This window comes from Micromonospora sediminicola (assembly GCF_900089585.1).
Lineage (GTDB): Bacteria > Actinomycetota > Actinomycetes > Mycobacteriales > Micromonosporaceae > Micromonospora > Micromonospora sediminicola.
Window position 1 is genome coordinate 3,749,049 of record NZ_FLRH01000003.1, and the last position, 22,630, is coordinate 3,771,678.

21 protein-coding genes and 1 pseudogene are annotated in these 22,630 nt (G+C 74.1%); 13 read left to right on the top strand and 9 right to left on the bottom strand.

Translation table 11 applies throughout. The features are described from left to right. Nucleotides 1–56 precede the first annotated feature (56 nt). The 5 genes from GA0070622_RS17880 (at nt 57) to GA0070622_RS17900 (ending at nt 5,322) form a co-directional block, all read left to right on the top strand. Nucleotides 57–1,556: a flavin-containing monooxygenase gene (locus GA0070622_RS17880; protein WP_091574357.1), complete on the top strand. Its 1,500-nt coding sequence runs from the start codon at nt 57–59 to the stop codon at nt 1,554–1,556. Then, nucleotides 1,549–2,454, top strand: a complete 906-nt coding sequence (locus GA0070622_RS17885) for an SDR family NAD(P)-dependent oxidoreductase (RefSeq protein WP_091574358.1) — start codon at nt 1,549–1,551, stop codon at nt 2,452–2,454. The genes GA0070622_RS17880 and GA0070622_RS17885 overlap by 8 nt, the downstream gene beginning before the upstream one ends. Then, a complete protein-coding gene (locus tag GA0070622_RS17890; protein WP_091574359.1) occupies nt 2,451–3,305 on the top strand; it encodes an alpha/beta fold hydrolase in 855 nt (284 codons plus the stop codon). Before GA0070622_RS17885 ends, GA0070622_RS17890 begins: the two co-directional genes overlap by 4 nt. A 74-nt stretch (nt 3,306–3,379) precedes the next feature. After that, a complete protein-coding gene (locus GA0070622_RS17895) occupies nt 3,380–4,048 on the top strand; it encodes a GntR family transcriptional regulator (RefSeq protein ID WP_091574360.1) in 669 nt (222 codons plus the stop codon). Beyond that, entirely contained in the window at nt 4,045–5,322 is a 1,278-nt protein-coding gene (locus tag GA0070622_RS17900) for an MFS transporter (protein WP_091574361.1), read from the top strand. The genes GA0070622_RS17895 and GA0070622_RS17900 overlap by 4 nt, the downstream gene beginning before the upstream one ends. A 4-nt stretch (nt 5,323–5,326) precedes the next feature. Here the strand turns inward: GA0070622_RS17900 and GA0070622_RS17905 are convergent, their stop codons facing one another. Further along, nucleotides 5,327–5,740, bottom strand: coding sequence for a hypothetical protein (locus tag GA0070622_RS17905; protein ID WP_091574362.1), 414 nt, complete (start codon nt 5,738–5,740; stop codon nt 5,327–5,329). Between the two features lie 131 nt (nt 5,741–5,871). Between GA0070622_RS17905 and GA0070622_RS17910 the strand changes: the two genes are divergently transcribed. Both GA0070622_RS17910 and GA0070622_RS17915 read left to right on the top strand, forming a co-directional pair. Beyond that, a complete protein-coding gene (locus GA0070622_RS17910; protein WP_091574363.1) occupies nt 5,872–6,960 on the top strand; it encodes an S-(hydroxymethyl)mycothiol dehydrogenase in 1,089 nt (362 codons plus the stop codon). Next, nucleotides 6,957–7,586, top strand: coding sequence for an MBL fold metallo-hydrolase (locus GA0070622_RS17915; protein WP_091574364.1), 630 nt, complete (start codon nt 6,957–6,959; stop codon nt 7,584–7,586). Before GA0070622_RS17910 ends, GA0070622_RS17915 begins: the two co-directional genes overlap by 4 nt. A 10-nt stretch (nt 7,587–7,596) precedes the next feature. Here the strand turns inward: GA0070622_RS17915 and tsaA are convergent, their stop codons facing one another. The 3 genes from tsaA to GA0070622_RS17930 are packed head-to-tail and all read right to left on the bottom strand — an operon-like array spanning nt 7,597 to nt 9,802. Further along, a complete protein-coding gene (gene tsaA, locus GA0070622_RS17920) occupies nt 7,597–8,007 on the bottom strand; it encodes a tRNA (N6-threonylcarbamoyladenosine(37)-N6)-methyltransferase TrmO (protein ID WP_091574365.1) in 411 nt (136 codons plus the stop codon). Further along, nucleotides 8,004–8,945, bottom strand: coding sequence for a sensor histidine kinase (locus GA0070622_RS17925; RefSeq protein ID WP_091574366.1), 942 nt, complete (start codon nt 8,943–8,945; stop codon nt 8,004–8,006). Before GA0070622_RS17925 ends, tsaA begins: the two co-directional genes overlap by 4 nt. Then, nucleotides 8,942–9,802 (bottom strand): MEDS domain-containing protein, encoded by an 861-nt coding sequence (locus GA0070622_RS17930; RefSeq protein WP_176558785.1) that lies wholly within the window; start codon nt 9,800–9,802, stop codon nt 8,942–8,944. Before GA0070622_RS17930 ends, GA0070622_RS17925 begins: the two co-directional genes overlap by 4 nt. 288 nt (nt 9,803–10,090) lie before the next feature. Between GA0070622_RS17930 and rho the strand changes: the two are divergent. The 4 genes and pseudogenes from rho to GA0070622_RS17950 all read left to right on the top strand — a co-directional run. Then, nucleotides 10,091–11,194, top strand: a pseudogene (gene rho / locus GA0070622_RS17935) (transcription termination factor Rho); the annotation flags it as partial. Between the two features lie 96 nt (nt 11,195–11,290). Then, nucleotides 11,291–12,376 (top strand): DUF3626 domain-containing protein, encoded by a 1,086-nt coding sequence (locus GA0070622_RS17940; protein WP_091574369.1) that lies wholly within the window; start codon nt 11,291–11,293, stop codon nt 12,374–12,376. A gap of 214 nt (nt 12,377–12,590) precedes the next feature. After that, nucleotides 12,591–13,316, top strand: coding sequence for a hypothetical protein (locus tag GA0070622_RS17945; protein WP_091574370.1), 726 nt, complete (start codon nt 12,591–12,593; stop codon nt 13,314–13,316). Between the two features lie 800 nt (nt 13,317–14,116). Next, on the top strand, nt 14,117–14,668 hold the full coding sequence (locus GA0070622_RS17950) for a hypothetical protein (RefSeq protein ID WP_091574371.1): 552 nt from the start codon (nt 14,117–14,119) through the stop codon (nt 14,666–14,668). A 62-nt stretch (nt 14,669–14,730) separates the two neighbouring features. Here GA0070622_RS17950 and GA0070622_RS17955 read toward each other — a convergent pair whose 3' ends face one another. The 3 genes from GA0070622_RS17955 to GA0070622_RS17965 form a co-directional block, all read right to left on the bottom strand. Next, nucleotides 14,731–16,356, bottom strand: coding sequence for an alkaline phosphatase D family protein (locus GA0070622_RS17955; protein ID WP_091574372.1), 1,626 nt, complete (start codon nt 16,354–16,356; stop codon nt 14,731–14,733). 117 nt (nt 16,357–16,473) lie between these two features. Next, a complete protein-coding gene (locus GA0070622_RS17960) occupies nt 16,474–17,916 on the bottom strand; it encodes an MFS transporter (RefSeq protein ID WP_091574373.1) in 1,443 nt (480 codons plus the stop codon). A 71-nt stretch (nt 17,917–17,987) separates the two neighbouring features. Continuing rightward, nucleotides 17,988–18,224 (bottom strand): hypothetical protein, encoded by a 237-nt coding sequence (locus tag GA0070622_RS17965; protein ID WP_091574374.1) that lies wholly within the window; start codon nt 18,222–18,224, stop codon nt 17,988–17,990. Between the two features lie 126 nt (nt 18,225–18,350). Here GA0070622_RS17965 and GA0070622_RS17970 point away from each other — a divergent pair, with 126 nt between their 5' ends. Beyond that, nucleotides 18,351–19,487, top strand: a complete 1,137-nt coding sequence (locus GA0070622_RS17970; RefSeq protein ID WP_091574375.1) for a geranylgeranyl reductase family protein — start codon at nt 18,351–18,353, stop codon at nt 19,485–19,487. On the opposite strand, the gene GA0070622_RS17975 is transcribed toward GA0070622_RS17970, so the two are convergent. Then, complete coding sequence (locus GA0070622_RS17975; RefSeq protein WP_091577607.1) at nt 19,474–20,508, bottom strand: NAD(P)-dependent alcohol dehydrogenase; 1,035 nt, start codon at nt 20,506–20,508, stop codon at nt 19,474–19,476. The two genes, GA0070622_RS17970 and GA0070622_RS17975, sit on opposite strands and share 14 nt — an antisense overlap. Nucleotides 20,509–20,603: 95 nt before the next feature. Between GA0070622_RS17975 and GA0070622_RS17980 the strand changes: the two genes are divergently transcribed. Next, a complete protein-coding gene (locus tag GA0070622_RS17980) occupies nt 20,604–20,789 on the top strand; it encodes a hypothetical protein (RefSeq protein ID WP_091574376.1) in 186 nt (61 codons plus the stop codon). A 31-nt stretch (nt 20,790–20,820) separates the two neighbouring features. On the opposite strand, the gene GA0070622_RS17985 is transcribed toward GA0070622_RS17980, so the two are convergent. Continuing rightward, nucleotides 20,821–22,611 carry a bifunctional metallophosphatase/5'-nucleotidase gene (locus tag GA0070622_RS17985; RefSeq protein WP_091574377.1) on the bottom strand — a complete coding sequence of 597 codons (1,791 nt, stop codon included), beginning with the start codon at nt 22,609–22,611 and terminating at the stop codon, nt 20,821–20,823. Nucleotides 22,612–22,630: the final 19 nt, after the last annotated feature.

Here is a 22,630-nt window from a genome sequence, read left to right on the forward strand (position 1 = left end):
CGGTGGATAGTGTCCGGGCCACCGCCGGGAGAACCGCGGGGAGAACGGGAGAAGCCATGGCCTCCGACCACGTCGACGTCCTCATCGTCGGTGCCGGCCTGTCCGGCATCGGGGCCGCCGTCCACCTGGGACGCGAGTGTCCCGGCAAGACCTACGCGGTGCTGGAGGCCCGGGACGCCATCGGCGGCACGTGGGACCTGTTCCGCTACCCGGGCATCCGCTCCGACTCGGACATGTACACCCTCGGCTACGCGTTCAAGCCGTGGACCGACCCGAAGGCCATCGCCGACGGCGACTCGATCCGGGCGTACGTGCGGCAGACCGCCCGCGAATACGACGTGGAGCGGCACATCCGCTTCCGCCACCGGGTGGTGCGCGCCGAGTGGGACAGCGCCACCGCCCGCTGGACCGTGCGCGCGCACCGCGACGACACCGGCGAGGACGTGACGCTCACCTGCGCGTTCCTGTTCACCAACTCCGGCTACTACCGCTACGACGAGGGCTACACGCCCCGGTTCCCCGGCGTCGAGCGCTACGCCGGCACACTCGTGCACCCGCAGCACTGGCCCGACGACCTGGACTACGCCGGTAGGCGGGTGGTCGTGATCGGCAGCGGCGCCACCGCGGTCACCCTGGTCCCGGCGATGGCCGAGCGGGCCGCCCACGTCACCATGCTCCAGCGCTCACCCACGTACGTGATCTCGCTGCCGTCGCGCGATCCGTTCGCCGACGCCGCGCGACGCTGGCTGCCCCCGAAGGCCGCGTACGCGGTGGCGCGGTGGAAGAACGTCACGCTCGGGGTGGCCAACTTCCAGCTCAGCCGGCGCGCCCCCGGCCTGGTGAAGCGGTTCCTGCGGCGGGCCGCCAAGGGTCGCCTCCCGGTCGGCTACGACGTCGACCGGCACTTCTCGCCCCGCTACGACCCCTGGGACCAGCGGCTCTGCGTGGTGCCCGACGGGGACCTGTTCACCGCGCTGCGCGAGGGCCGGGCCGCGGTGGTGACCGACACCATCGAGACGTTCACCGAACACGGCGTCCGGCTCGCCTCCGGCACGGAACTGCCGGCCGACGTCGTGGTCACCGCCACCGGCCTCAACCTGCTCGCGCTGGGCGGCATGACGCTGGTGGTCGACGGCGCCGAGGTCGACCTGGCCCGGACGATCGCCTACAAGGGCATGATGCTCTCCGGGGTGCCCAACTTCGCCATGACCATCGGCTACACCAACGCCTCCTGGACGTTGAAGGCCGACCTGGTCGCCACCTACGTCTGCCGGCTGCTGCGGCACCTCGACGACACCGGCCAGCAGATCGTCACCCCGCTCGCCCCGGACACCGACGACCTGGAGCCGATCATCGACCTGAAGTCCGGGTACGTGCTGCGCGCCGTCGACCAGCTGCCCAAGCAGGGCCCGCAGGCGCCGTGGCGGCTGCACCAGAACTACCCCCGGGACGTACGGCTGATGCGGCACGGTCCGCTGACCGACGGCGTACGGTTCGCCCGGGCCGGCACGCCGGTCGCCGCGGCGGTGGCGACCTCGGGAGGAACCGATGCGTGACCTGGAGTTCGCCGGCGGCACGGCGGTGCTCACCGGCGCGGCGAGCGGCATCGGCGCGGCGCTGGCCCACGGGCTGGCCCGGCGCGGCGCGGACCTGGTCCTGCTCGACCGGGACGCCGACGGCCTGGCGACGGTCGTCGCGGCGATCCGGGCCGCCCACCCCGACCGGCGGGTGCAGACCCACGTGGTCGACCTCGCCGACGCCGACGCCACCGACCGGGTGGCCGCGGAGATCCACCGCGCGCATCCCCGGATCCGGCTGCTGGTCAACAACGCCGGCGTCGCGCTGGGCGGCCGGTTCGACCAGGTGACACTGGAGGAGTTCCTCTGGGTCATCGAGATCAACTTCCGGGCGGTGGTGCGGTTGACCCACGCGCTGCTGCCCGCGCTCAAGACCGAACCGGGTTCCCACCTGGTCAACGTCTCCAGCCTGTTCGGCCTCATCGCCCCGGCCGGACAGGCCGCGTACGCGGCGAGCAAGTTCGCCGTGCGCGGCTTCACCGAGGCGCTGCGGCACGAGCTGGTCGACGACGGCATCGGCGTCACCTCGGTGCATCCCGGCGGCATCCGGACCCGGATCGCCGCCAGCGCCCGGGTGGGCAGCGGCGTCTCCGTCGAGGAGTACGAGGTCGGCCGCCGCCAGTTCGAGAAACTGCTCACCATCGACCCGGCGACCGCCGCCGAGGTGATCCTGCGCGGCGCGCGGCGGCGTCGGGGCCGGGTGCTGATCGGCTGGTCGGCGAAGCTGCCCGACCTGCTCGCCCGGATCGCGCCGGCCGGGTACGGCAAGGTGCTGGCCCTGGGCATGCGCCCGCGTCCGGCCCGGGTGCCGGCACCGCGCCCGCCCGCCACCGACCCGGCCCCGACGGCCGCTGCGGAGCCCGGACGGCCGGCGTGACCGTCGCCCTGCCGCCGGCCGACGACCGCGCCGTCGACGGGCGGCGGATGCGCTGCCGGATCACCGGCGACGGCCCGCCGGTGCTGCTGCTGCACGGCATCGGCCGCACGCTCGACGACTTCACCGCGCTGCACACGGCGCTGGCCCGGGACCACCGGGTGCTCGCCGTCGATCTGCCCGGGCACGGCGGTTCCGCGCCGCTGGACGGGACGCACACGCTGCCGGCGCTCGCGGCGGCGGTGGCCGGGTTCCTGGACGCGGCCGGCGTCACCGGCCCGGCCCACCTGGTCGGCAACTCCCTCGGCGGGGCGGTGGCCATGCGCCTGGCCGTGGACGCGCCGCACCGGGCGGCCAGCCTGGCGTTGCTCAACAGCGCCGGCTTCGGCCAGGAGGTGACCGTCGCGCTGCGGCTGCTCGCGGTGCCCCCGCTGGCCCGGCTGCTGCTGCGCCCGCACCCGGCGATCGCCCGCCGCACCGAGCGGGCCATCTTCGTCGACCCGGCGTACGTCACCGAGGAGCGGATCGCCGCCGCGCTCGCGGTGGCCCGGCAGCCGCACGCCGCCCGGGTGATGCGGGAGCTGGTCCGCGACCTGGGCACCTGGCGTGGGGTACGCCCGCAGTGGCGCGCCGAGCTGCTCGACGCGGTCGCCGCGCTGGACCTGCCCATCCTGCTCGTCTGGGGCGACCGTGACCTGATCCTGCCCGCCGCGCACCTCGGGTATGCGCGGAGCCGGCTGCCCCGGGCGCGCAGCCACCTGTTCCGCGACACCGGGCACATGCCGCAGATCGAGCGCACCGCCGAGGTGGAGGGTCTGCTCCGGGATCTCTGGACGGGCGACCCGGCCGGCTGAGCCGCCGCGTGGCCCGCGCCACGCTCCCCGGTGCCGGCGGCGCCCGCCCGCTCGCGGCGGCGCATCATAGATACATGACGCATCCCAGCCCGGTCGCCGGTGCGCGCCCCGCCGTCCCGTCCGCCGCCGAGCGGGCCTACCGGCACCTCAAGCAGGCGATCCTGGAGCAGGTCTACCCGGGTGGTCAGCTCGTCAGCGAGGGCGAGATCGCCGAGGCCACCGGGGTCTCCCGCACCCCGGTGCGGGAGGCGCTGCTGCGGCTGGAGTCCGAGGGTCTGGTCCGGCTCTACCCGAAGCGGGGCGCGTTGATCCGACCGGTCTCCGCCCGGGAGATCGCCGACGTCATCGAGGCCCGCCGCCTCGTCGAGCTGCACGCCGCCGAGCGGGTCTGGCCACGTCGCGCCGCGCTCCGCGCCGACCTGGCCCGTTGGCTCGACGAGATGCGCCGGGCACACGCCGCCGGCGACCTCACCGCGCTGATGGCCGCCGACCGGGCCTTCCACGCGGCCGTCGTGGAGGCCGCCGGCAACGAGATCCTGGCCGAGCTCTACCACCGGCTGCGCGACCGGCAGCTGCGGATGGGCGAGGCCAGCTTCCGGCTCTCGCCCGGCTGGGCCGAGGTCGCCCTGGCCGAGCACGCCGACCAGCTCGCCGCGCTCGACGGCGACGACCCGCAGGCGTGGCGCGACGCCGTCGCCGGCCACATCGACACCGCCGCGACCATGCTCGGGGCGTTGCGGTGAGCGTCGCCCGCCGGCCGGCCGCCCTGATCTACGCGGTGGCCGTGACCGCGTACGTGGCCGCCGTCTTCCACCGCAGCTCGCTCGGCGTCACCGGGGTCGACGCGGCGGACCGTTTCCACATCAACGCCGCCGCGCTGGCCACCTTCTCCGTCGCCCAGCTCGCCGTCTACGCGGCCATGCAGATCCCGGTCGGGGTGCTGCTGGACCGTTACGGCTCGCGCCGGCTGCTGCTGGCCGGCGCCGCGCTGATGGTGGCCGGGCAGCTCGTGTTCGCCGTCGCCACCGACGTACGCCTCGCGGTCGCGGCCCGGGTGCTGGTCGGCCTCGGCGACGCGATGACGTTCATCAGCGTGCTGCGGATCGTGGCGTTCTGGTTCCCCGGCCGGCGCAACCCGTTGCTGGTGCAGCTCACCGGCACCATCGGGCAGCTCGGCGCGGTGCTCGGCGCCGTACCCCTGGTGGCGCTGCTGCACCACGCGGGCTGGACCCCGGCGTTCCTCACCGCGGCGGCGCTCGGCGTCACCGTGCTGTTGCTCGTCCTCGTCGCGGTCCGCGACACCCCGCACGCCGAGCACACCACCGCGCTCGCCCCCGACCTGGCCACCGTACGCCGGCAGCTGGCCGACGCCTGGGCGCAGCCCGGCACCCGCCTGGGCCTGTGGACGCACTTCGTCACCCAGTTCTCCGGCGCCGTGTTCGCGCTGCTGTGGGGCTACCCGTTCCTCGTGCAGGCGCAGGGCTTCTCACCCACCGCGGCGGCCGGGCTGCTCACCCTGATGACGCTGGTGACCCTGGCGTGCGGCCCGGTGGTGGCGCACCTGTGCGCCCGGCACCCGTTCCACCGCTCGGTGGTCGTCTTCACCATCACCGCCGCCACCGCCGCCGTCTGGGCGGTGGTGCTGGCCTGGCCCGGCCGCGCGCCGCACGGGCTGCTGGTGGCGCTGGTGGTGGTCCTCGCGGTCAACGGCCCCGGCTCGGTGATCGGGTTCGACTACGCCCGGACGTTCAACCCGGTGCACCGGATCGGCAGCGCCACCGGGATCGTCAACGTCGGCGGGTTCGTCGCGTCGATCGTGCTGATCCTCGCCGTCGGCGTGGTGCTCGACCTGGCCACCCCGGCCGGCGCCGGTACCCCGCCGCTGTCGGCGTTCCGCTGGGCGTTCGCCGTGCAGTACCTGCTCTGGGCGCTCGGCGCGGTGCAGGTGCTGCGTTACCGCAACGCCGCCCGCCGCCGGCTGGTCGCCGAACGCGCCGCGGTGCCCGTGCCGGCCTGAGGGGTCAGCGCCGCCGGCGGGTGAGCGAGTCCAGCACCAGCGTCAGGCCCGCACCGACCAGCCACACGTCCTTGGCCAGCCCGATGCCCGCCTGGCTGGGGCGCAGGCTGGTGCCCTCCCGCATGCCGGGCGTCTTGAGGTAGAGCTGCACCAGCCCGGCGCCGAACGCGGTCAGCCCGGCGCCGGCCAGCAGGGACGGCACGAACGGCGCCAGCAACGCCACGCCCAGCGCCGTCTCGGCGCGGGACAGCAACATGGCGAACCGGTCCGGCGGGATCTGGCGCAGCTGCGGCAGCGCGCCGACCGCCATGCCGTGCATCCCCGCCGCGGCCTCGCCCTCCAGGTTCCGCTTGGAGAGCCCGGAGTTCAGGATGTACGCGCCGATGGCGATGCGCAGCGGGGCGTGCGTCAACCTCATGATCACTCCTTGTCCGAGGTGCGGGCCCTGCGCGTACCCGGTGACGGGCGGGGCATTCCGCCGGTCGGCGTCGGGCCGCCGGCGATGATCAGCGGTAGGTTCGGCACAGGACCTGAACGAAGGAGACGACCGTGAGCCAGCAAGTCCGGGGAGTCGTGTCGCGGCGCAAGGGCGCGCCCGTGGAGGTCACCACGATCGTGGTGCCCGACCCGGGGCCGGGCGAGGCGGTGGTCCGCGTCCAGTCCTGCGGCGTGTGCCACACCGACCTGCACTACCGCGAGGGCGGCATCAACGACGACTACCCGTTCCTGCTCGGCCACGAGGCCGCCGGCATCGTCGAGCAGGTGGGCGACGGCGTCACCGACGTGGCCCCCGGCGACTTCGTGGTGCTCAACTGGCGGGCGGTCTGCGGGCAGTGCCGGGCCTGCCGGCGCGGCCGCCCCTGGTACTGCTTCGCCACCCACAACGCGGCGCAGAAGATGACCCTGACCGACGGCACCGAGCTGTCGCCCGCGCTCGGCATCGGCGCGTTCGCCGAGAAGACGCTCGTGCACGCCGGCCAGTGCACCAAGGTCGACCCGTCGGCCCGGCCCGCCGCCGTCGGCCTGCTCGGCTGCGGCGTGATGGCCGGCCTCGGCGCGGCCATGAACACCGGCGGGGTGACCCGGGGCGACTCCGTCGCGGTGATCGGCTGCGGCGGCGTCGGCGACGCCGCGGTGGCCGGCGCGGCCCTGGCCGGCGCGACCACGATCGTCGCGGTGGACACCGACTCCCGCAAGCTCGACTGGGCGCGCCGGTTCGGCGCCACCCACACCGTCAACGCCTCCGAGGACGACCCGGTCGAGGCGATCCGCGCCGCCACCGGCGGATTCGGCGCCGACGTGGTGATCGACGCGGTCGGCCGCCCGGAGACCTGGAAGCAGGCCTTCTACGCGCGCGACCTCGCCGGCACGGTCGTGCTGGTCGGCGTGCCCACCCCGGAGATGACCGTCGACCTGCCGCTGCTCGACGTGTTCGGGCGCGGCGGCGCGCTCAAGTCCAGCTGGTACGGCGACTGCCTGCCCAGCCGCGACTTCCCGATGCTCACCGAGCTGTACCGGCAGGGCCGGCTGGACCTGGACGCGTTCGTCACCGAGGAGATCGCGCTGGACCAGGTCGAGGAGGCGTTCACCCGGATGCACCACGGCGACGTGCTGCGCTCGGTGGTGGTCTTCCCGTGACCGCCCACGTCGACCACGCCGTCACGTCCGGCACGTTCTCCCTGGACGGGCAGACCTTCGACGTGGACAACAACGTCTGGGTGATCGGCGACGACACCGAGTGCGTCGTCGTCGACGCGCCGCACGACGTGGCCGCGATCCGCGCGGTGGTCGGCGACCGCCGCGTGCTGGCGATCCTGGCCACCCACGCCCACGACGACCACGTCCGGGTCGCTCCCGAGCTGGCCCGGGCCACCGGCGCGCCGGTCCTGCTGCACCCGGCCGACCGGGTGCTGTGGGACCAGGTCCACCCCGACACGCCACCGGACGGCGACCTCACCGACGGGCAGACCGTCACCGTCGGCGGGGCCACGCTGCGGGTCCTGCACACGCCCGGCCACAGCCCGGGAGCGTGCAGCCTGTACGCCCCGGAGCTGGGCGCGGTCTTCACCGGCGACACCCTGTTCGCCGGCGGTCCCGGCGCCACCGGCCGTTCCTACAGCGATTTCGGCGCCATCGTCGAGTCCATCCGCACCCGGCTGCTCACCCTGCCGCCGGAGACGGTGGTGCACACCGGGCACGGCGACGACACCAGCGTCGGCGCCGAGGCGCCGCACCTTCAGGAGTGGATCGCCCGGGGCCACTGAGCCGGGCGGCTCAGCGTTCCCCGTCGAGCACCGGCTTGAGGTCGACGACGGGCGTGCCGTCCAGCGCCTCCAACGCGTCCACCCGCACCCGGGCGCCGGTCACCTCGAGCAGGCGTACCCGGTGCACGCCGACCGGGTTGGGGCGGTGCGGCGAGCGGGTGGCGAACACCCCGGCCTCCGCGCGGGTGAGGTCACCGCGCGGGTGCACCGTGAGGACGTCCCGCCGGGCCCGGTCCAGCCAGGTCAGCACCAGCACCTCCGCGCCCGGGCGCAGGCCCGCCAGCGCCGGGAGGTACGCCTCGTCGAACACCAGCCACGCCTGCGGCGCGCCCTCGTCGCCCTGACAGGGCGCGGTGGCCGGATCGGTCAACGACGACTCCACCCGGCCGACCGGGCGGAGCAGGTGTGCGGGCGTCGTCACGCGGTGTCCCCTCTCCGCAGGTGCAGCCGGACGGTGGTGCCGGCGACCCCGGTGTGCACCCGCACCAGGTCGCACAGGGCGTGCACGATGACCAGGCCGCGCCCGCCGATGCCGTCGTGCCCGGGAGCGAGCCGACCGGCCAGCGGGTCGGACAGCCGGCCGTCGTCGTGGACCTCGCACACCACGTGCCGGTCGGTGAGCCAGAACCGCAGCGTCCCCGACCCGGCGGCGTGGGCGACGCTGTTGGTGGCCAGCTCGGTGACCGCGATCTGCAGGTCGGCCACCCGGTCCGCGTCCAGCCCGCCGGCGCTCGCGTGCCCGGCGACGAAGCGGCGGACCTCCGGCAGCGTGTCCAGGGTGTAGCGGAGCACCGACACCGGCCCGTCGGGTGCGGGCAGCGGTCGGTTGTGCCGCGCGGTCACCTCCGCCGGCGCGTACCCGGCGACGCGGCGGCGCCCACCACGCTCCACGAGCGTCGGATGGGTGCAGCGGGCCTCGGCGAGCACCCCCGGCTCGAGCCGGCCGGCGTCGTACGGGCACAGGACGGTCATCGCCCGGTCCGCCAGGGCCCCGTTGATCGCGGCCTCGTGCTGGGCGCAGGCCGGGTACTCCTCCACCGAGCGTCCGGCCCAGATCGGCTCGCCGATGACCCGCACCCGCCGGCCGGGATGCCGGTCGGCGAACGCCTGGAGCACCCAGGGAATGATCCGTCCCGGGTTGCGCCCGGCCTCGCCCATGTCGGCCCATCCGACCGTGTCCGCGGCCGGCCCGAGCGCGGCGCGCAGCAACGCCAGCCGGGGCGCCGGCGCGGCCACCAGCACCGGCTCACCGGCCGCCAGTCCCTCCTGGACGAACGGCACCGCGACCGCCAGCAGGCTCGCGGCGTCGGTGTAGAACGACAGCTCGTGCCGCAGCCCCACAGCGGTCGGCGCGCTCATGCCGGGGCCCCGGAGGTCACGCCGCCCAGCACGTGCAGCAGCCGGTGCAGCGCCGGTCGGCAGCCGACCAGCCGGATGCCGGTGTGGCTGGCCCGGTCGGCCCGGGCCAGCTCGGTGGCGGCGCCGGCGTCGGCGAAGCTCAGGTCGGTCAGGTCCAGCACCGGCGGCCCGGCCGGCGCGCGTTCCCCGGCGGTCAGGTCGGCGAGCAGCGCGATGAACGCGTCGCGGTTGCTGCGGTCCACCTGCCCCACCAGCCTCAGGCCGGGCGGATCACCCACCCGGTACGCGCGCAGCAGCGGGGACCAGGTGCGCGGCGGACGCGGCCCGGCGGTGCCCGGGTGGGCCGCCGCGAGGATCCGCAACTGCTCGGCGGGGAACCGGCGCCGGTCGTACAGGCACAGACCGGCGACCCGGCTGTCCGGGAAGAGGGGATTGAGCGCCTGTTCGTAGCGGCGCAGCTCGTCGAGGCTCACCGCGGTGCCCAGCACCCACGCCATGTCGCCGCTGAGGCGTACCCCCGGATAGCCCTCCCGCCGGGCCCGGGTGACCTCGTCGCGCACGGCCTCGGCCATGGCGGCCGGGGTCGGCCGGCCCCCGACCAGGAATGCCTCCACGGCGGGCAGGATGCGCAGCTGGCCCGCCGCCACCGCGGCCTCGGTCGGCACGCCGACGGCGTCGACCCGGGCGCGGACCGCCTGCGGCGTGGACGTCTCGGTGAAGCAGACCACCTTGTGGCCGCGGCGCAGCCCGGTGGCGGCGAAACGGCCGACGGTGTCGAGCGCGTCGCCGTCGTCGTCGTGGATCCAGCAGACGTGGTCCCCCAGATCGACCTGGTCGACCACGGTCGTAGCAGTCACGGTGCGAGCCTTCCCGGTGGACGCGTGCCTCACTGTAACGCCGCGCCGGGGCGCCGATCCGCTTGCCCGCCGCGCCGCCGAGGGGTTAGCCTGCCTGTGGACCCGGAAGCCGGCGCACGGCGCCGCCCGACGTCCGATCTCCCCAGGTGGCCGGTCCTGTCCGGCTCTCCGCCCGTGGTCGCATCCCCGGCTTTCCGCCCGGCGGGTTCCCGCAGGCACTCCTTCCCCTGCCGTCCGCACCGGCCGGCACGGTCCCGAAAGGCAACCCCCATGACCTCCGCATCACGTCCCGTCAGCGGTGTCGTCGACATCGTCGACGGGCACGCGTGGCTCCGGGTGGACGGCTACCTGCCGTCCGCCGCCGACGTCCACCTCGCCGCCGGTCAGCTGCGCCGGCACGGCCTGCGCCGCGGTGACCTGGTCACCGGCACGGTCCTCGCCGCCCCGCGTCCGGGCCGGCCGGTGCCGTTGGAGCGGCTGGACGGCATCAACGGCGTGCCGCCGGAGCAGGCCCGCCGGCGGCGTGACTTCTACCAGCTCACGCCGGTGTACCCACGGGAGCGGCTGCGGCTGGAGACCGAGCCGCACATCCTGACCACCCGGGTGATCGACCTGGTGATGCCGATCGGCAAGGGTCAGCGGGCGCTGATCGTGTCGCCGCCGAAGGCCGGTAAGACGATGGTGCTGCAGGCGGTCGCGGACGCGATCACCCGCAACAACCCGGAGTGCCACCTGATGGTGGTGCTGGTCGACGAGCGGCCGGAAGAGGTCACCGACATGTCTCGGTCGGTGAAGGGCGAGGTCGTCGCGGCCACTTTCGACCGTCCGCCGCAGGACCACACCACGGTGGCGGAGCTGGCGATCGAGCGGGCGAAGCGTCTGGTCGAGCTGGGGCACGACGTGGTCGTGCTGCTCGACTCGCTGACCCGCCTCGGCCGTGCCTACAACCTCACCGTCCGCTCGGCCGGGCGTACGCTCTCCGGCGGTGTCGACGTGGCCGCGCTGACCCCGCCCAAGCAGCTGCTCGCCGCAGCCCGCGCGATCGAGGAGGGCGGTTCGCTGACCATCCTGGCCTCGGCCCTGGTGGAGACCGGCTCGGCCGCCGACACCCTCATCTTCGAGGAGTTCAAGAGCACCGGCAACGCCGAGCTGAGGCTGGACCGGGCGCTCGCCGACCGGCGGACCTTCCCGGCCGTCGACCTGCGGGCCTCCGGCACCCGGCGGGACGACCTGCTCTGCACCGACGTCGAGCGGCACCGCCTGCGGGCACTGCGATCGGCGCTGTCCACGCTGGACCGGCAGGCCGCCCTGGATCAGCTGCTGCGCCAACTCGCGGCCACCGGCGGCAACGCGCACCTGCTGGCCCGCCTCGGCGCCGCCGCCCACGGTTAGGATCGTCGGCCACGGTGGAGCAGGGATACACCGCCCCGCCGTCCTCCAGGAAGAAACCCCTCGCCGCCCGGACGCCGGCCCGCGATACTCGACGCCGTGCCGGCGACCGTCCTGACCGAAGCCCAGTCCGCCGCGCTGCGACACGTGCGTGACGTCGCCCTGCGCGACCGCCCGGCGGCGCTCGCCGTCATCGCGAAGCATCTCGCCGGTTCGGGCACGTCCTACCGGTACGAGGAGGTCCTCGCGGCGGTGACCGCGCACGGCCGGTTGACGCTCAACTTCCACCCGGACCGGCTGCTGCGCGACGGCCGCACCGTGGCCGAGGCACTCGACGAGGAGGGCGTCTACCGCAGCCAGTTCGAGACCGGCATCGGCAACGGTGGGCTGACCGCGTTCCCCGGCGGCGACCGGGACGTGTGGGAAGCCGCGCTGTTCGGCGGCGCGTACCAGCGTCCCGGTGTGCTCCCCGCCGAGCGTCCCAGGTACGGCGGCCTGAACCTGCTCGACCATCCGGACGGCGCCTGTCCCCGGTTCGGCTCCTGTCACCTGCGGCTGCGTCCGGAGGCGTTGGCCCGCGCCACGTTCTGTTTCGGCGACAGCCACCTCGGGCCGACCGAGGTCGGCACCGCCGTCGTCTTCGAGCCGGTCCTCGCCGCGCTGCTGAGCGCGACCGAGGGAACGGGCGTCAGCCTGGGGGTGGCCGGAATGGACACCGGCACCCTGCTGCGGGCACTCCTGCGCCGGCGTGAACGGGCATCAGAGCAGGCCGGTCGCGCGCTGGACGACTACATCGAGGCGCAGGTGCACGGCGAGCTGAGCCTCGCCCGCGACGTCGAGGCCGTGGTCTGCGACCCGTCCTTCCGCGGCACCCGCGAGGGACGGCTGCTGGCCGCGACGGCCGCCCGGCACGGCTTCGCGCTGCGCTGGCACCCCGGCTTCGAACTGGCCGTGGACGACGTCGACGCCGAGTTCCGCGGACCGGACATCCCGCCGTTGGCGGCCCGCGTGCACGCCGAGTTCGCCCGGCCGGGGGAGCCGCTGCACGCGGCGCTCGTCGGTCGCGCCGCCGCATCCCTGGTGCGCGAGCCGCGGCGCTGGGCCGACCGCGGGCCGGCCGAGGTGACCCACCAGCACCTCAAGCAGCTCTGGCACGTGCTGGTCCGGTTCGGCCGTCCGGCCTGATCGTCCCGTTCCGGCACTGGCCCGGCCCGGCTGTCCGATACCCCGGGTGACCTGGACCGCAGCTCTCGCCGCGCCTGGCATATCCGGAATGACCGACACGTCGAGCGGGTTGTGTTCCCCGTACCGCCGGCACCGCAAACCCCGTACCCGCCGGTAGTCCGTCCAAGGGGCGCTCACCCCGGAGCGCGTCGTAACGATCGAAAGGGCAACCATCGTGAAGCAGCACTTCACCCGATGGCTCCCCGCCATCGCGAAGACCGCCGTCGCCAGGACCACCGACCTCGCCCAGAACCGCCGCGCCGTGCTGACCGTCGCGGGCGTGGCCGCCCTGGGCGGGCTGGCCTTCGGCCCCACCGCCGTCGCCGCCCCGGTGACCAGCGGACCGCACGCCGGCGCCAAGGCCGCCATCGACCTGGCCACCGGCAAGAAGACCGCCACCGAGACGGTGAAGTCCGGCCTGACCACCGGCAGCGACAAGGTGCCGAGCAAGGCCGACCGGCCGGCGCGGGACCGGCTCATGCCCCACGGCGTCGAGGGCGCGCAGTCGCGCATCCCGCTCGACGACGCCCAGCTCGACAACGCCAAGGCCATCGTCAAGGCGGCCAAGGAGTCCGGCGTGGGGGAGCGGGGCGCCGTGATCGGCGTCGCCACCTCCCTGCAGGAGTCCAAGCTCTACAACCTCGGTCACCTCGGCGCGTACAACGACCACGACTCGGAGGGTCTGTTCCAGCAGCGCCCGTCGTCCGGTTGGGGCACGTCCGAGCAGATCACCGACCCCGAGTACGCCAGCAAGGCGTTCTTCGGCGCGCTGAAGAACGTCGGCGGCTGGCAGGACCTGCCGCTGACCACCGCGGCGCAGACGGTCCAGGTGTCCGCCTACCCGTACGCGTACGCGCAGTGGGAGGAGCAGGCCGCGGACATCGTCCAGCAGGTGTGGTGACCCCGTGACGCGTGAACGGCCGGCCCCGGCTTCCGGGGCCGGCCGTTCCACGTCCCCGTCCGTCGCGCTCGGGGCCAGGCCGTCGTTCGGCGAGACGATGTCGCGGCTGGTTCCGGCCGGAAACGGGCGGGGCGCTGTCGTCCCGCCGCCGCTGTTCGGCGGCGGGTGCCGGTCGACGTTCCCTTCCTCAGGGACTGGGACCTGGGTGTCCATGCGCGGTTGAGGGACCCATGGCGTTCCACTCGTCGGCTGGTGGGCCGGTGGGTGGAACGTCATGGGTGTCTCCGAGGTCGGGAGGCACCCATAGCGTTCCACCGACGAGATCAACGGGCGGTGGGTGGAACGCCATGGGTGTCTCCGAGGCCGGTACGCACCCGTGGCGTTCCACCGACGGGAGTCAACGGGTGACGGGTGGATCGGCGTGGGTGTCTCCTGTGTCGGGATCACCCATGGTTGCCCGGCTGCCCGGGTGGGGTGGGTGTCCGGTTCGGTGGTGGTGGGCGGCACCCCGGGCGTGGAATCGGCGGCGGGTCGGGGGCGTTGTAGACGGGTGAACGACCGAGCAGGCAGCGAGCCCCCGAGCCCCCCGCCCCCGGGGAATGACGGCAGGCTAGCCGGTCGTTACACATCATCCGGCGCCGCGTGCAGGCCCACCGCCCCGCGAGCCAGCCGGACATCCCCGGCCCCGTGAGCTGGCCCCCCGGCTCCACGAGCGTGCCGGATCCCCCTTCAAGACTTTTTCGCGCGCCTGACGGTGCCCACACCCCCCGGGTGTGTTGACCCCCGAATGGAGCCCCCTGATGAACACGATCCTGCGTAAGAGCATCCTGGGTATTGCTGGTCTGGCCTTCACCGGTGGTGTGTTCGCCGGTCCGGTCGCCGCCCACGCCGACACCCCCGCCCACGCCGCTGGTAAGCCCGTCGCGGTCGCCACCGTGCAGGGTGAGCAGTCCCGCATCACCCTGAACGACGAGCAGACCGCCAACGCCAAGGCGATCATCGCCGCCACGAAGAAGGCCGGCCTGCCCGAGCGGGCCGCGGTCATCTCGATCGCCACCAGCCTGCAGGAGTCGAAGCTGGAGAACCTCGGGCACCTCGGCGACAAGAATGACCACGACTCGCTGGGCCTGTTCCAGCAGCGCCCGTCGAGCGGTTGGGGCACGCCGGAGCAGATCACCGACCCCGAGTACTCCACCCTGGCCTTTCTCAAGGGCCTGAAGCAGGTCGACGGCTGGGACAAGATGCCGCTGACCGACGCCGCCCAGACCGTCCAGGTCTCCGCATACCCCGACGCCTACGCCCAGTGGGAGAAGCAGGCCACCGACATCGTGAACCAGCACTGGACCAAGTGACACCGAAGGCCGGCACCCCGAACCCGGGGTGCCGGCCTTTTCGTGCGCGTACCGGAAAGGGGTCAGGCCGGCGCGGCCTCGGCCCGCAGCCGGGACGACCCGGCCCCCACCGACCAGCCGGCCACCCACCGGCTGCCGCTGGTGCTGCTGGTGCGGTCGGCCAGGTGGTACCAGTCCATCCGGCAGCGCTGCGGGGTCACCTCGAAGACCCCGTACCCGTGTCCGTCGAGTTCGGTCCACCGCACGTGCGGGTTGGTGGACCGGATCAGGCCGGCGCCGAGCTGGCTCAGCGCGTTGCCCGCCGGCAGCTTCAGGAAGTCGTTGACGTTGTCGCTGGTCACCGACGGCACCACGAACTCAGCCGCGGCCGGATTCGCCGACCCGGTGGCGCGGGTGGTGACCTCGTTGGCCCACGAGGTGTGGATGTCGCCGGTCAGGAACACCACGTCCCGCGTGCCGGTGGCCCGGATGTGGTCCACCAGCTCGTTGCGGTCGGCGTTGTATCCGTCCCACTGGTCGGCGTTGAGCACCGCGCCGTTCTCCGGGATGCCGAGCAGCTTGCCGAGCGGGCCGAGCAGCCACGCCGGCAGCGCGCCCACGTCCACCCGGGCGATCATCACCGGGTTGCCGACCAGCTTCCAGCGGGCCGTGGACCCGGACAGGCCGGCCTTCAGCCAGGCCATCTGGGCGTCACCGGTGATGGTGCGGGCCGGGTCGTCGACGGCCGTGCCGGTGGCCTGCGCCGACCGGTACGAGCGCAGGTCCAGCATGGACAGCTCGGCCAGCTGGCCGAAGCGGAACCGCCGGTAGATCGCCCCGTTGACGCCGACGCGCACCGGCATCCACTCCAGGTACGCCTGCCGCGCGGCGGCGAGCCGGTCGGCGAACGGTCCCTCGGTGCCGGGCGTGTGGTTCTCCGCGCCACCGGACCATTCGTCGTTGGCCACCTCGTGGTCGTCCCAGGTGATGATCCACGGCACCGCCGCGTGCAGCGCCTGCAGGTGCGGGTCGGTCTTGTAGAGCGCGTGCCGGATCCGGTAGTCGGCCAGCGTGAGCACCTCGTGCGGCGGCTGGGTGGGCCGCACCACCCGGCCGGCGGCGGCGAACTCGCCGGTCCCGTACTCGTAGAGGTAGTCACCGAGGTGGACGACCAGGTTCAGGTCGTCCCGGTCGGCCAGCCGTCGGTACGCCGCGAAGTAGCCGGCCTCCCAGTTGGCGCAGGACACCACGCCCAGCCGCAGCCGGTCCACCGCCGCGTCGTCGGGCGGGGCGGTGGTGGTGCGGCCGGTCGGCGACCAGGCGTCGGCGTAGCCGAAGCGGTACCAGTAGGTGGTCGCCGGGGCGAGGCCGGAGACGGCGATCTTCACGGTGTGGTCGCAGGCCGCCCCGGTGGGGAACGTGCCGGCGGCCACCGGCGCGGCGAAGTCCGGGTCGGCGGCGACCTGCCAGGTCACCTCCACGTCCGGGCCGGCGCCGGAGCCGGGCAGCGCGTCGGGGGTGGGGGTGACCCGGGTCCAGAGCAGGATCCCGTCCGGCAGCGGGTCACCGGAGGCGACGCCGTGGCGGAACGCGGCGGTGGCCGCGCCGGCGGGGGCGGTGCCGGCCAGGGTGGCGCCGGCGAGCACGGCGGTGCCGGCGGAGGCTCCGGCCAGGCGCAGCAGGGTACGACGGTCGAGGGTGTTCGTCATGACCCTTGTATCTACCGCCGTCGACCTGTCCGGCGCTGCCCCTGTCGCGCAGAGTTTCCCGGGTCTTCCGCCCCGGTTGGCCGACCGGCACGCGTCACGCCGGCCCGGCGACGGCGGTCAGGAGCGGCGGTGACCGAAGAGGACGTCCACCAGGGCGGCGACCAGCGCCAGCACGATGATGCCGGCGGCCAGCAGCAGTGAGTGCCGGAACGCCACCGACCAGTCGCCCCGGTTCGCCGCCAGGGTGGAGAAGAACAACGCGCCGACCGCCGCGATCCCGGCGGCCGAGCCGATCCGCTGCCCGGTCTGGAGCATGCCGGCGCCGCTCCCGGCCATCGGCACCGGCACCTCGGAGAGCGTGAGCGTCTGGTTCGGCGCGATCACCAGGCCGCTGCCGAGGCCGGCGACGAGCAGCGGCAGCGCGGTCCGCAGCGGCACGTCGTCGTGCGGCCCACCGGTCAGCACCAGGTCCGTCGCGACCAGCCCGAGCACCACGGCCGCCAGCCCGACGGCGACCAGCGGCCGGCCGTAGCGGGTGACCACCCGTCCGCCCAGCGCCGACGCGACCGCCGAGCCGAGCGCGAACGGGGTGATCGCCAGGCCGGCGACCAGCGCGCTGTAACCCAGGCCCATCTGCAGGTAGAGCGTGAAGATGAAGAAGATCGCGGTGAAGCCGGCGAAGTAGATCAGGCCGATCAGCGCGCCCAGCGTGTACGAGCGCAGCGTGAACAGCCGCAGGTCGAACAGCGGCTGGGTGTGCCGGGCGTAGCGGCGTTCCCAGAGCGCGAACGCGGCCAGCAGCAGCAGGCCGACCGGGATCAGCAACCACTTGGCCGAGCCCTGCCACTGTTCCCGCTGTACCAGCGGCAGCAGGATCGCGGTGACGCCGACGCCGAGCAGCAGCACGCCGACCGGGTCGAGCCGGTGCCGGTCGGGCTGGCCGGCCGGTCGGGCCGGCACGAGACGCCAGCCGAGCACCATGGCCACGATGCCGACCGGGATGTTCACGAAGAACACCCACCGCCAGCCGTGTTCGGCGCCGCCGAGCTGGATGAGCAGCCCGCCGAGCAGGGGGCCGACAGCGGTGGAGATGCCGATGGTGGCGCCGAGCAGCCCGAACGCGCGGCCCCGGTCGGCGCCCCGGAACAGCTGCTGGATCATGCCGCTGACCTGAGGGTTGACCACGCCGGCGGCGGCGCCCTGCACCAGCCGGGCGATGATCAGCCACGTCGGTGAGGTGGCCAGGCCGGCCAGCGCGCTGGTCAGCGTGAACAGACCCACCCCGACCACGAAGGCGGTACGCCGGCCGCGCGCGTCGCCGAACCGCCCGGCGGGCACCAGCACCAGGCCGAACGTCAGCGCGTACCCGGAGAGCACCCACTGCAGGTCGCTCGGGGTGGCGCCGAGCGCCCGGTCGATGGACGGCACGGCGACGTTGACGATGCTGACGTCCAGCAGCGTCATGAACGCCGCGACCAGGCCGACGCCGAGTGCGCGCCAGCGGCGCCGGTCGTCGTACCCGGTGTCCCGCCCCGGCGTCGACGACCGGTCCCCGCTCATCGCGCCCCCCACCGACCGTCGATCACGCATCCCCGATCGCTACCCGGCCCCCGGTGGGGCAAACGACGCGATCAGGCCGTCTGACGTGCGCACCACCGCGGTCCGAAGTCCAGGCCGGACATCGGCGAGTCCTCCCGGTGCAGCAGCCCCCGCTCGGTGAGCGCGTGCAGCGGTTCCCGCAGTTCCTCCTCGGTCATTCCGGTCTCCTCGGCGATCAGGTCCGGGTAGGGGACGTGTCCCCGCACCTCCAGCGCGGAGACCGCCTGGTACACCCGTTCCTCGACCGCGGACAACTGGACCTGAGGCATCGCGTCCCTCCTCGGGGTGGACCGTCCGATCGGCGGACGGCCGGCGACCGGCGGTTACCCGGGCCGCCGGCGTTGATGCCCACCCGATCGAGGGTCCTGGCGGGGGGTGCCGGCTAGGCTGCACCCGTGATCATCTGGGACCTCGTCGTGGTCGGTGGCGGGCCCGCCGGACTCTCCGCCGCCGTCGCGGCGGCCCGGGCCGGTGTGCGCACGCTGGTGGTCGAGCGGGCCACCCATCCCCGGTACAAGACCTGCGGCGGCGGCCTGATCGGCACCTCGCTGGCCGAGGTCGACGGTCGGATCGAGGTGCCCGCGCACGACCGGGTCGACCGGGTCACGTTCACCCGGGACGGGCGACGGGCGTTCACCCGCCGGCATCCCGCGCCGCTGGTCACCATGATCCGCCGGGAGGAGTTCGACCATCGGTTGCGCGCCGCCGCGGTCACGGCCGGCGCCCAGGTCCGCGAGGGCGTCGCGGTCCGCGCGGTGGAGCAGGACCCCGACGTGGTACGCCTGCGGCTGGCCGACGGCGAGGTGGTGCACGCCCGCACGGTGGTCGGCGCGGACGGCTCCTCCGGGGTGACCGCCCGGCACGTCGGGGTGCGGTTCCGCCAGGTCGACCTCGGGCTGGAGCTGGAGCTGCCGGCGTCCGCCGCCGACCAGCAGCGGTGGCGGGGTCGGCTGCTGATCGACTGGGGGCCGGTGCCCGGCTCGTACGCCTGGGTCTTCCCCAAGGGCGACCGGCTCACCGTCGGCGTCATCTCCGCCCGGGGTGAGGGCGAGCGAACCCGGGCCTACCTGCGCGACTTCGTCGAGCGGACGGGGCTGTCCGGGGTGGCCCCCGAGCACGACTCCGGCCACCTCACCCGTTGCCGCGCCGACGACTCACCGCTGCGCCACGGGCGGGTCCTGGTCGCCGGCGACGCGGCCGGCCTGCTGGAGCCGTGGAGCCGGGAGGGGATCAGCTACGCGCTGCGCTCCGGTCGGCTGGCCGGCGAGGCGGTCGCGGCCGGCGACCTCGACGCGTACGGGCGGGAGGTCCACCGGCGGCTGGTGCCGGAGATGCGCGCCGGGCACCGGCTGCTGGAGGTCTTCGAGCGCCGCCCCGACGTGTTCCACGCGATGCTGGCCAGCCCGCCCGGCTGGCGGATGTTCGCCCGCTTCTGCCAGGGGCGGGCCAGTTTCGCCGAGGTGCTCGACCGGCGGCCGGTGCGGGCCGCGCTGGCCGTGCTCGACCGGCTGCCCCCGCTCAGGGGACGATGACCGCCCGGCCGTGGATGTCGCCCCGGCGCAACGCCTCGTACGCCTCGGGCGCCTCGGCCAGCGGGAACGTCTGCACGTCGGCGTGCAGCCGGCCGTCCCGCGCCAGCGCGACGACCTCCTGGAGTTCCGCGCGGGTGCCCCAGAACGGGACCACCACGCCGGTCTCCAGCGGCACCGTTGGCGGTTCGTCGGCGACCGGCCGGACCGGCAGCGTGCCACCGGCCAGGCCGACGAGCAGCAGCTGACCGCCGGTCGCGACGACCTGCCGGGCGGTGTCCAGCGTGGGCTGCGCGCCGACGAAGTCGAGCACCACGTCCGCGCCGTCCGGCGGCGGGCCGACCAGGTCGCGGATCTTGTCGACCGAGTCGGGGCCGGCCTGCACCACGTGGTGGGCGCCGAGGCGGCTGGCCAGGTCCAGCGCCGCGACGTTGGTGTCCACCGCGACGATCCGCACCGCCGTGGTGGCGAGCAGGATCTGCACCGCCATGTGGCCCAGCCCGCCGATGCCGATCACCACGCAGGTGGTGCCGGGCCGCAGCCGGGGCCGGGCCAGCTCCACCGCGTGGTACGGGGTCAGCCCGGCGTCGGTCAGCGGGGCCGCCTGGGTCAGGTCCATGTCGCCCACGTGCAGCAGCCGGGACGCGGGCACCACCACGTACTCGGCCAGCCCACCGTCGCGGCTGAGCCCGATGCCGCCGACCGGCGTGACCCGGCAGCGGTTCTCCTCGCCGCGCAGGCAGGCCCGGCAGCGCCCGCAGCCGATGATGCCGTAGACCGCGGCCCGGTCCCCGGACGACCAGCCGTCCACGCCGGGCCCGGCCGCCTCGACCGTGCCGGCGATCTCGTGGCCCAGCGTCATCGGGGTGGGGAACATCCCCGCCGCCGCGTCGAGGATGTGCAGGTCGGAGTGGCAGGCGCCGACCGCGCCGACGCGCAGCAGCACCTCACCGGGCCCGGCCTCGGGCGTCGGGACCTCGGCCAGCTCCAGCACCCCGGGTGCGGTCATCCGTACCGCGCGCATGTCGCCCTCCACCTCGTCGCCGTCGGTCTCGCGGCGGCATACCCGTGCCGTCCCGGTTGATACCGGTCCCGGCCGGGCGGGCGCACAATGCGGGCATGAGCGAGCGGGGCGAGTCGTTCACCGACGAGGAGTACGCGTTCCTGCGGCACGTCCGCTTCGGCGAGCTGCCGAACCGGGTCCGCCCCGAGGAGCGTGCGGAGTCCACCGAGACGGACACCCGCCCGGACCGGCCGGACCCGGCGGGCGGCGAGTCCGAGTGGCACCTGCGCGCCGGCGGCTGACGGGGCGTTCCCCGCCAGCCGCCGGGGTGGATCAGAAGACCGGCACGCCCTCGCGGACGAGCTTCCAGTTGGGCACGAAGAAGTCGGCCGGGTCGATGACGCCCTTGGCCTGCGCCCAGTCGATGAGCAGCTGGCGAATCTCCTGCTGCGCGTTGTAGACCTGCGTCTTGACGATGCCGGGGAAGTTGCCGCCGCCGCTGCGCCGGTAGTTGTTCACCGCCACCACGAACTGCGCGTCCGCCGCCACCGGGGTGTCGGTGCCGGCCAGCACCAGCCGGGTGATCCGCTGGCCGACCGGCTTGGAGATGTCGATGTCGTAGTCGACGCCGGAGAAGACGTCGTAGTTGTAGTCCGGCACCGCCGGGTCGCTGATGGTCTCCGGGTTGACCGGCGCGCCCACCGGGACCGTGACGAAGTACTTCGCCGAGTACTCCAGGTACGCCTTCACCTCGGCGCCGGTCAGCACGACCGCCTCCAGGGTGTTGTCGTAGACGTAGAGGCCGGCCACGTCGCGGATCCGCACGTCACCCTGCGGGAAGACCGCGGTGCGGCTGAACGGCGCGGCGATCGACAGCACCGGCAGGCCCGCGTACGCGCCGCCGGCCAGCGCCGCGGTGACCACCTCGGTCTGCACGTGGTTGATGAAGTCGAGGATCGGGGTGTCCTTGTAGCGCGACTCGGCGGCGGACAACTCCACGCTCGACTGCGCGACCACCCGGTTGACGTACTCGACGGTCTTGGCGTGCTGACCACGGACGGCCGCGAGCACCGCCGGGTCCTCGACCACGGTGTTGGTGTTGAGCGTGGTGGCCGACGAGTCGACGACCTTCCAGCAGCCCTTCTCCCGGGTCAGCGTGAAGTCCATCCGGGTGAGCCGCTGGCCCCACTTCGACGGCTCGGACGTGAGCACGGCCTTGCCGGTCTTCAGGTTGGTGACGAACTTCTCCGGCACCTCGTTGTGCGCGTGGCCGAACAGGATCGCGTCGATCCCGGGGACCTGCTCGGCGATCAGCGCGGTCGGGTTCTCGTTCGGCAGCTCCGGGCCGTAGCTGGAGGTGCCGCTGTCGCCGCCGTGCGCGGAGATGATGACCACGTCGGCGCCACGCCGGCGCATCTCCGGCACCCACTTGGCGGCGGTGGCGACCATGTCGGCGAAGACCAGGCGGCCCTCGACGTTGGCCTTGTCCCAGATGGCCACGCCGGGGTTGGTCAGGCCGAGGATGCCGACCCGCAGCTTCGGCGCGCCGTGGCCGCCGAGCCGGACCTCCTTGATCACGTACGGGAGGAACGCCGGCTTGCCGGTCTTCGCGTTGATCGCGTTGGCGGCGAGGGCCGGGAAGCCGAGCTGCTCGATCCAGGTGGCCAGCAGCGGCAGGCCGTAGTTGAACTCGTGGTTGCCCAGCGTGACCGCGTCGTACTTGAGCACGTTCATCGCGTTGGCCATCGGGTGCGTCTCACCGGTGCTGGTGATCGGCTCCTGCTTGGCGTAGTAGGTGGCCAGCGGGGTGCCCTGGATCGTGTCACCGGCGTCCAGGACCAGCGTGGCCCGGCCCTTGCGCTCGGCGCGGATCTGGTTGACCAGGGTGGCCAGCTTCGCGACGCCGACGTCGTTGTGCTTGCTGTCGTCGAACTCGGCGTCCTTGTAGTAGTCCCAGTTGTAGACGTTGCCGTGGGTGTCCGAGGTGCCGAGGACGGTCAGGTCCCAGGTCTTCGGCTGCTTCGGCTTCGCCTCGGCGGGCGCGCCGGCGAGCAGGGGAGCGGTCGCGGCGGCGGCCGCCACGGCCAGCACCTGTCGGCGCGAGGCGCCGGAGGAGGAGGTCATGAGGTGCCTTTCCATGGGG

What these genes read in the sequence shown, in the direction of transcription:
- GA0070622_RS17880 (WP_091574357.1), top strand. Translation starts at nt 57, where the DNA reads ATGGCCTCCGACCACGTCGACGTCCTCATCGTCGGTGCCGGCCTGTCC.
- GA0070622_RS17885 (WP_091574358.1), top strand. Translation starts at nt 1,549, where the DNA reads ATGCGTGACCTGGAGTTCGCCGGCGGCACGGCGGTGCTCACCGGCGCG.
- GA0070622_RS17895 (WP_091574360.1), top strand. Translation starts at nt 3,380, where the DNA reads ATGACGCATCCCAGCCCGGTCGCCGGTGCGCGCCCCGCCGTCCCGTCC.
- GA0070622_RS17905 (WP_091574362.1), bottom strand. Translation starts at nt 5,740, where the DNA reads ATGAGGTTGACGCACGCCCCGCTGCGCATCGCCATCGGCGCGTACATC.
- GA0070622_RS17925 (WP_091574366.1), bottom strand. Translation starts at nt 8,945, where the DNA reads ATGAGCGCGCCGACCGCTGTGGGGCTGCGGCACGAGCTGTCGTTCTAC.
- GA0070622_RS17950 (WP_091574371.1), top strand. Translation starts at nt 14,117, where the DNA reads ATGAACACGATCCTGCGTAAGAGCATCCTGGGTATTGCTGGTCTGGCC.
- GA0070622_RS17955 (WP_091574372.1), bottom strand. Translation starts at nt 16,356, where the DNA reads ATGACGAACACCCTCGACCGTCGTACCCTGCTGCGCCTGGCCGGAGCC.
- GA0070622_RS17960 (WP_091574373.1), bottom strand. Translation starts at nt 17,916, where the DNA reads ATGAGCGGGGACCGGTCGTCGACGCCGGGGCGGGACACCGGGTACGAC.
- GA0070622_RS17965 (WP_091574374.1), bottom strand. Translation starts at nt 18,224, where the DNA reads ATGCCTCAGGTCCAGTTGTCCGCGGTCGAGGAACGGGTGTACCAGGCG.
- GA0070622_RS17975 (WP_091577607.1), bottom strand. Translation starts at nt 20,508, where the DNA reads ATGCGCGCGGTACGGATGACCGCACCCGGGGTGCTGGAGCTGGCCGAG.
- GA0070622_RS17980 (WP_091574376.1), top strand. Translation starts at nt 20,604, where the DNA reads ATGAGCGAGCGGGGCGAGTCGTTCACCGACGAGGAGTACGCGTTCCTG.
- GA0070622_RS17985 (WP_091574377.1), bottom strand. Translation starts at nt 22,611, where the DNA reads ATGACCTCCTCCTCCGGCGCCTCGCGCCGACAGGTGCTGGCCGTGGCG.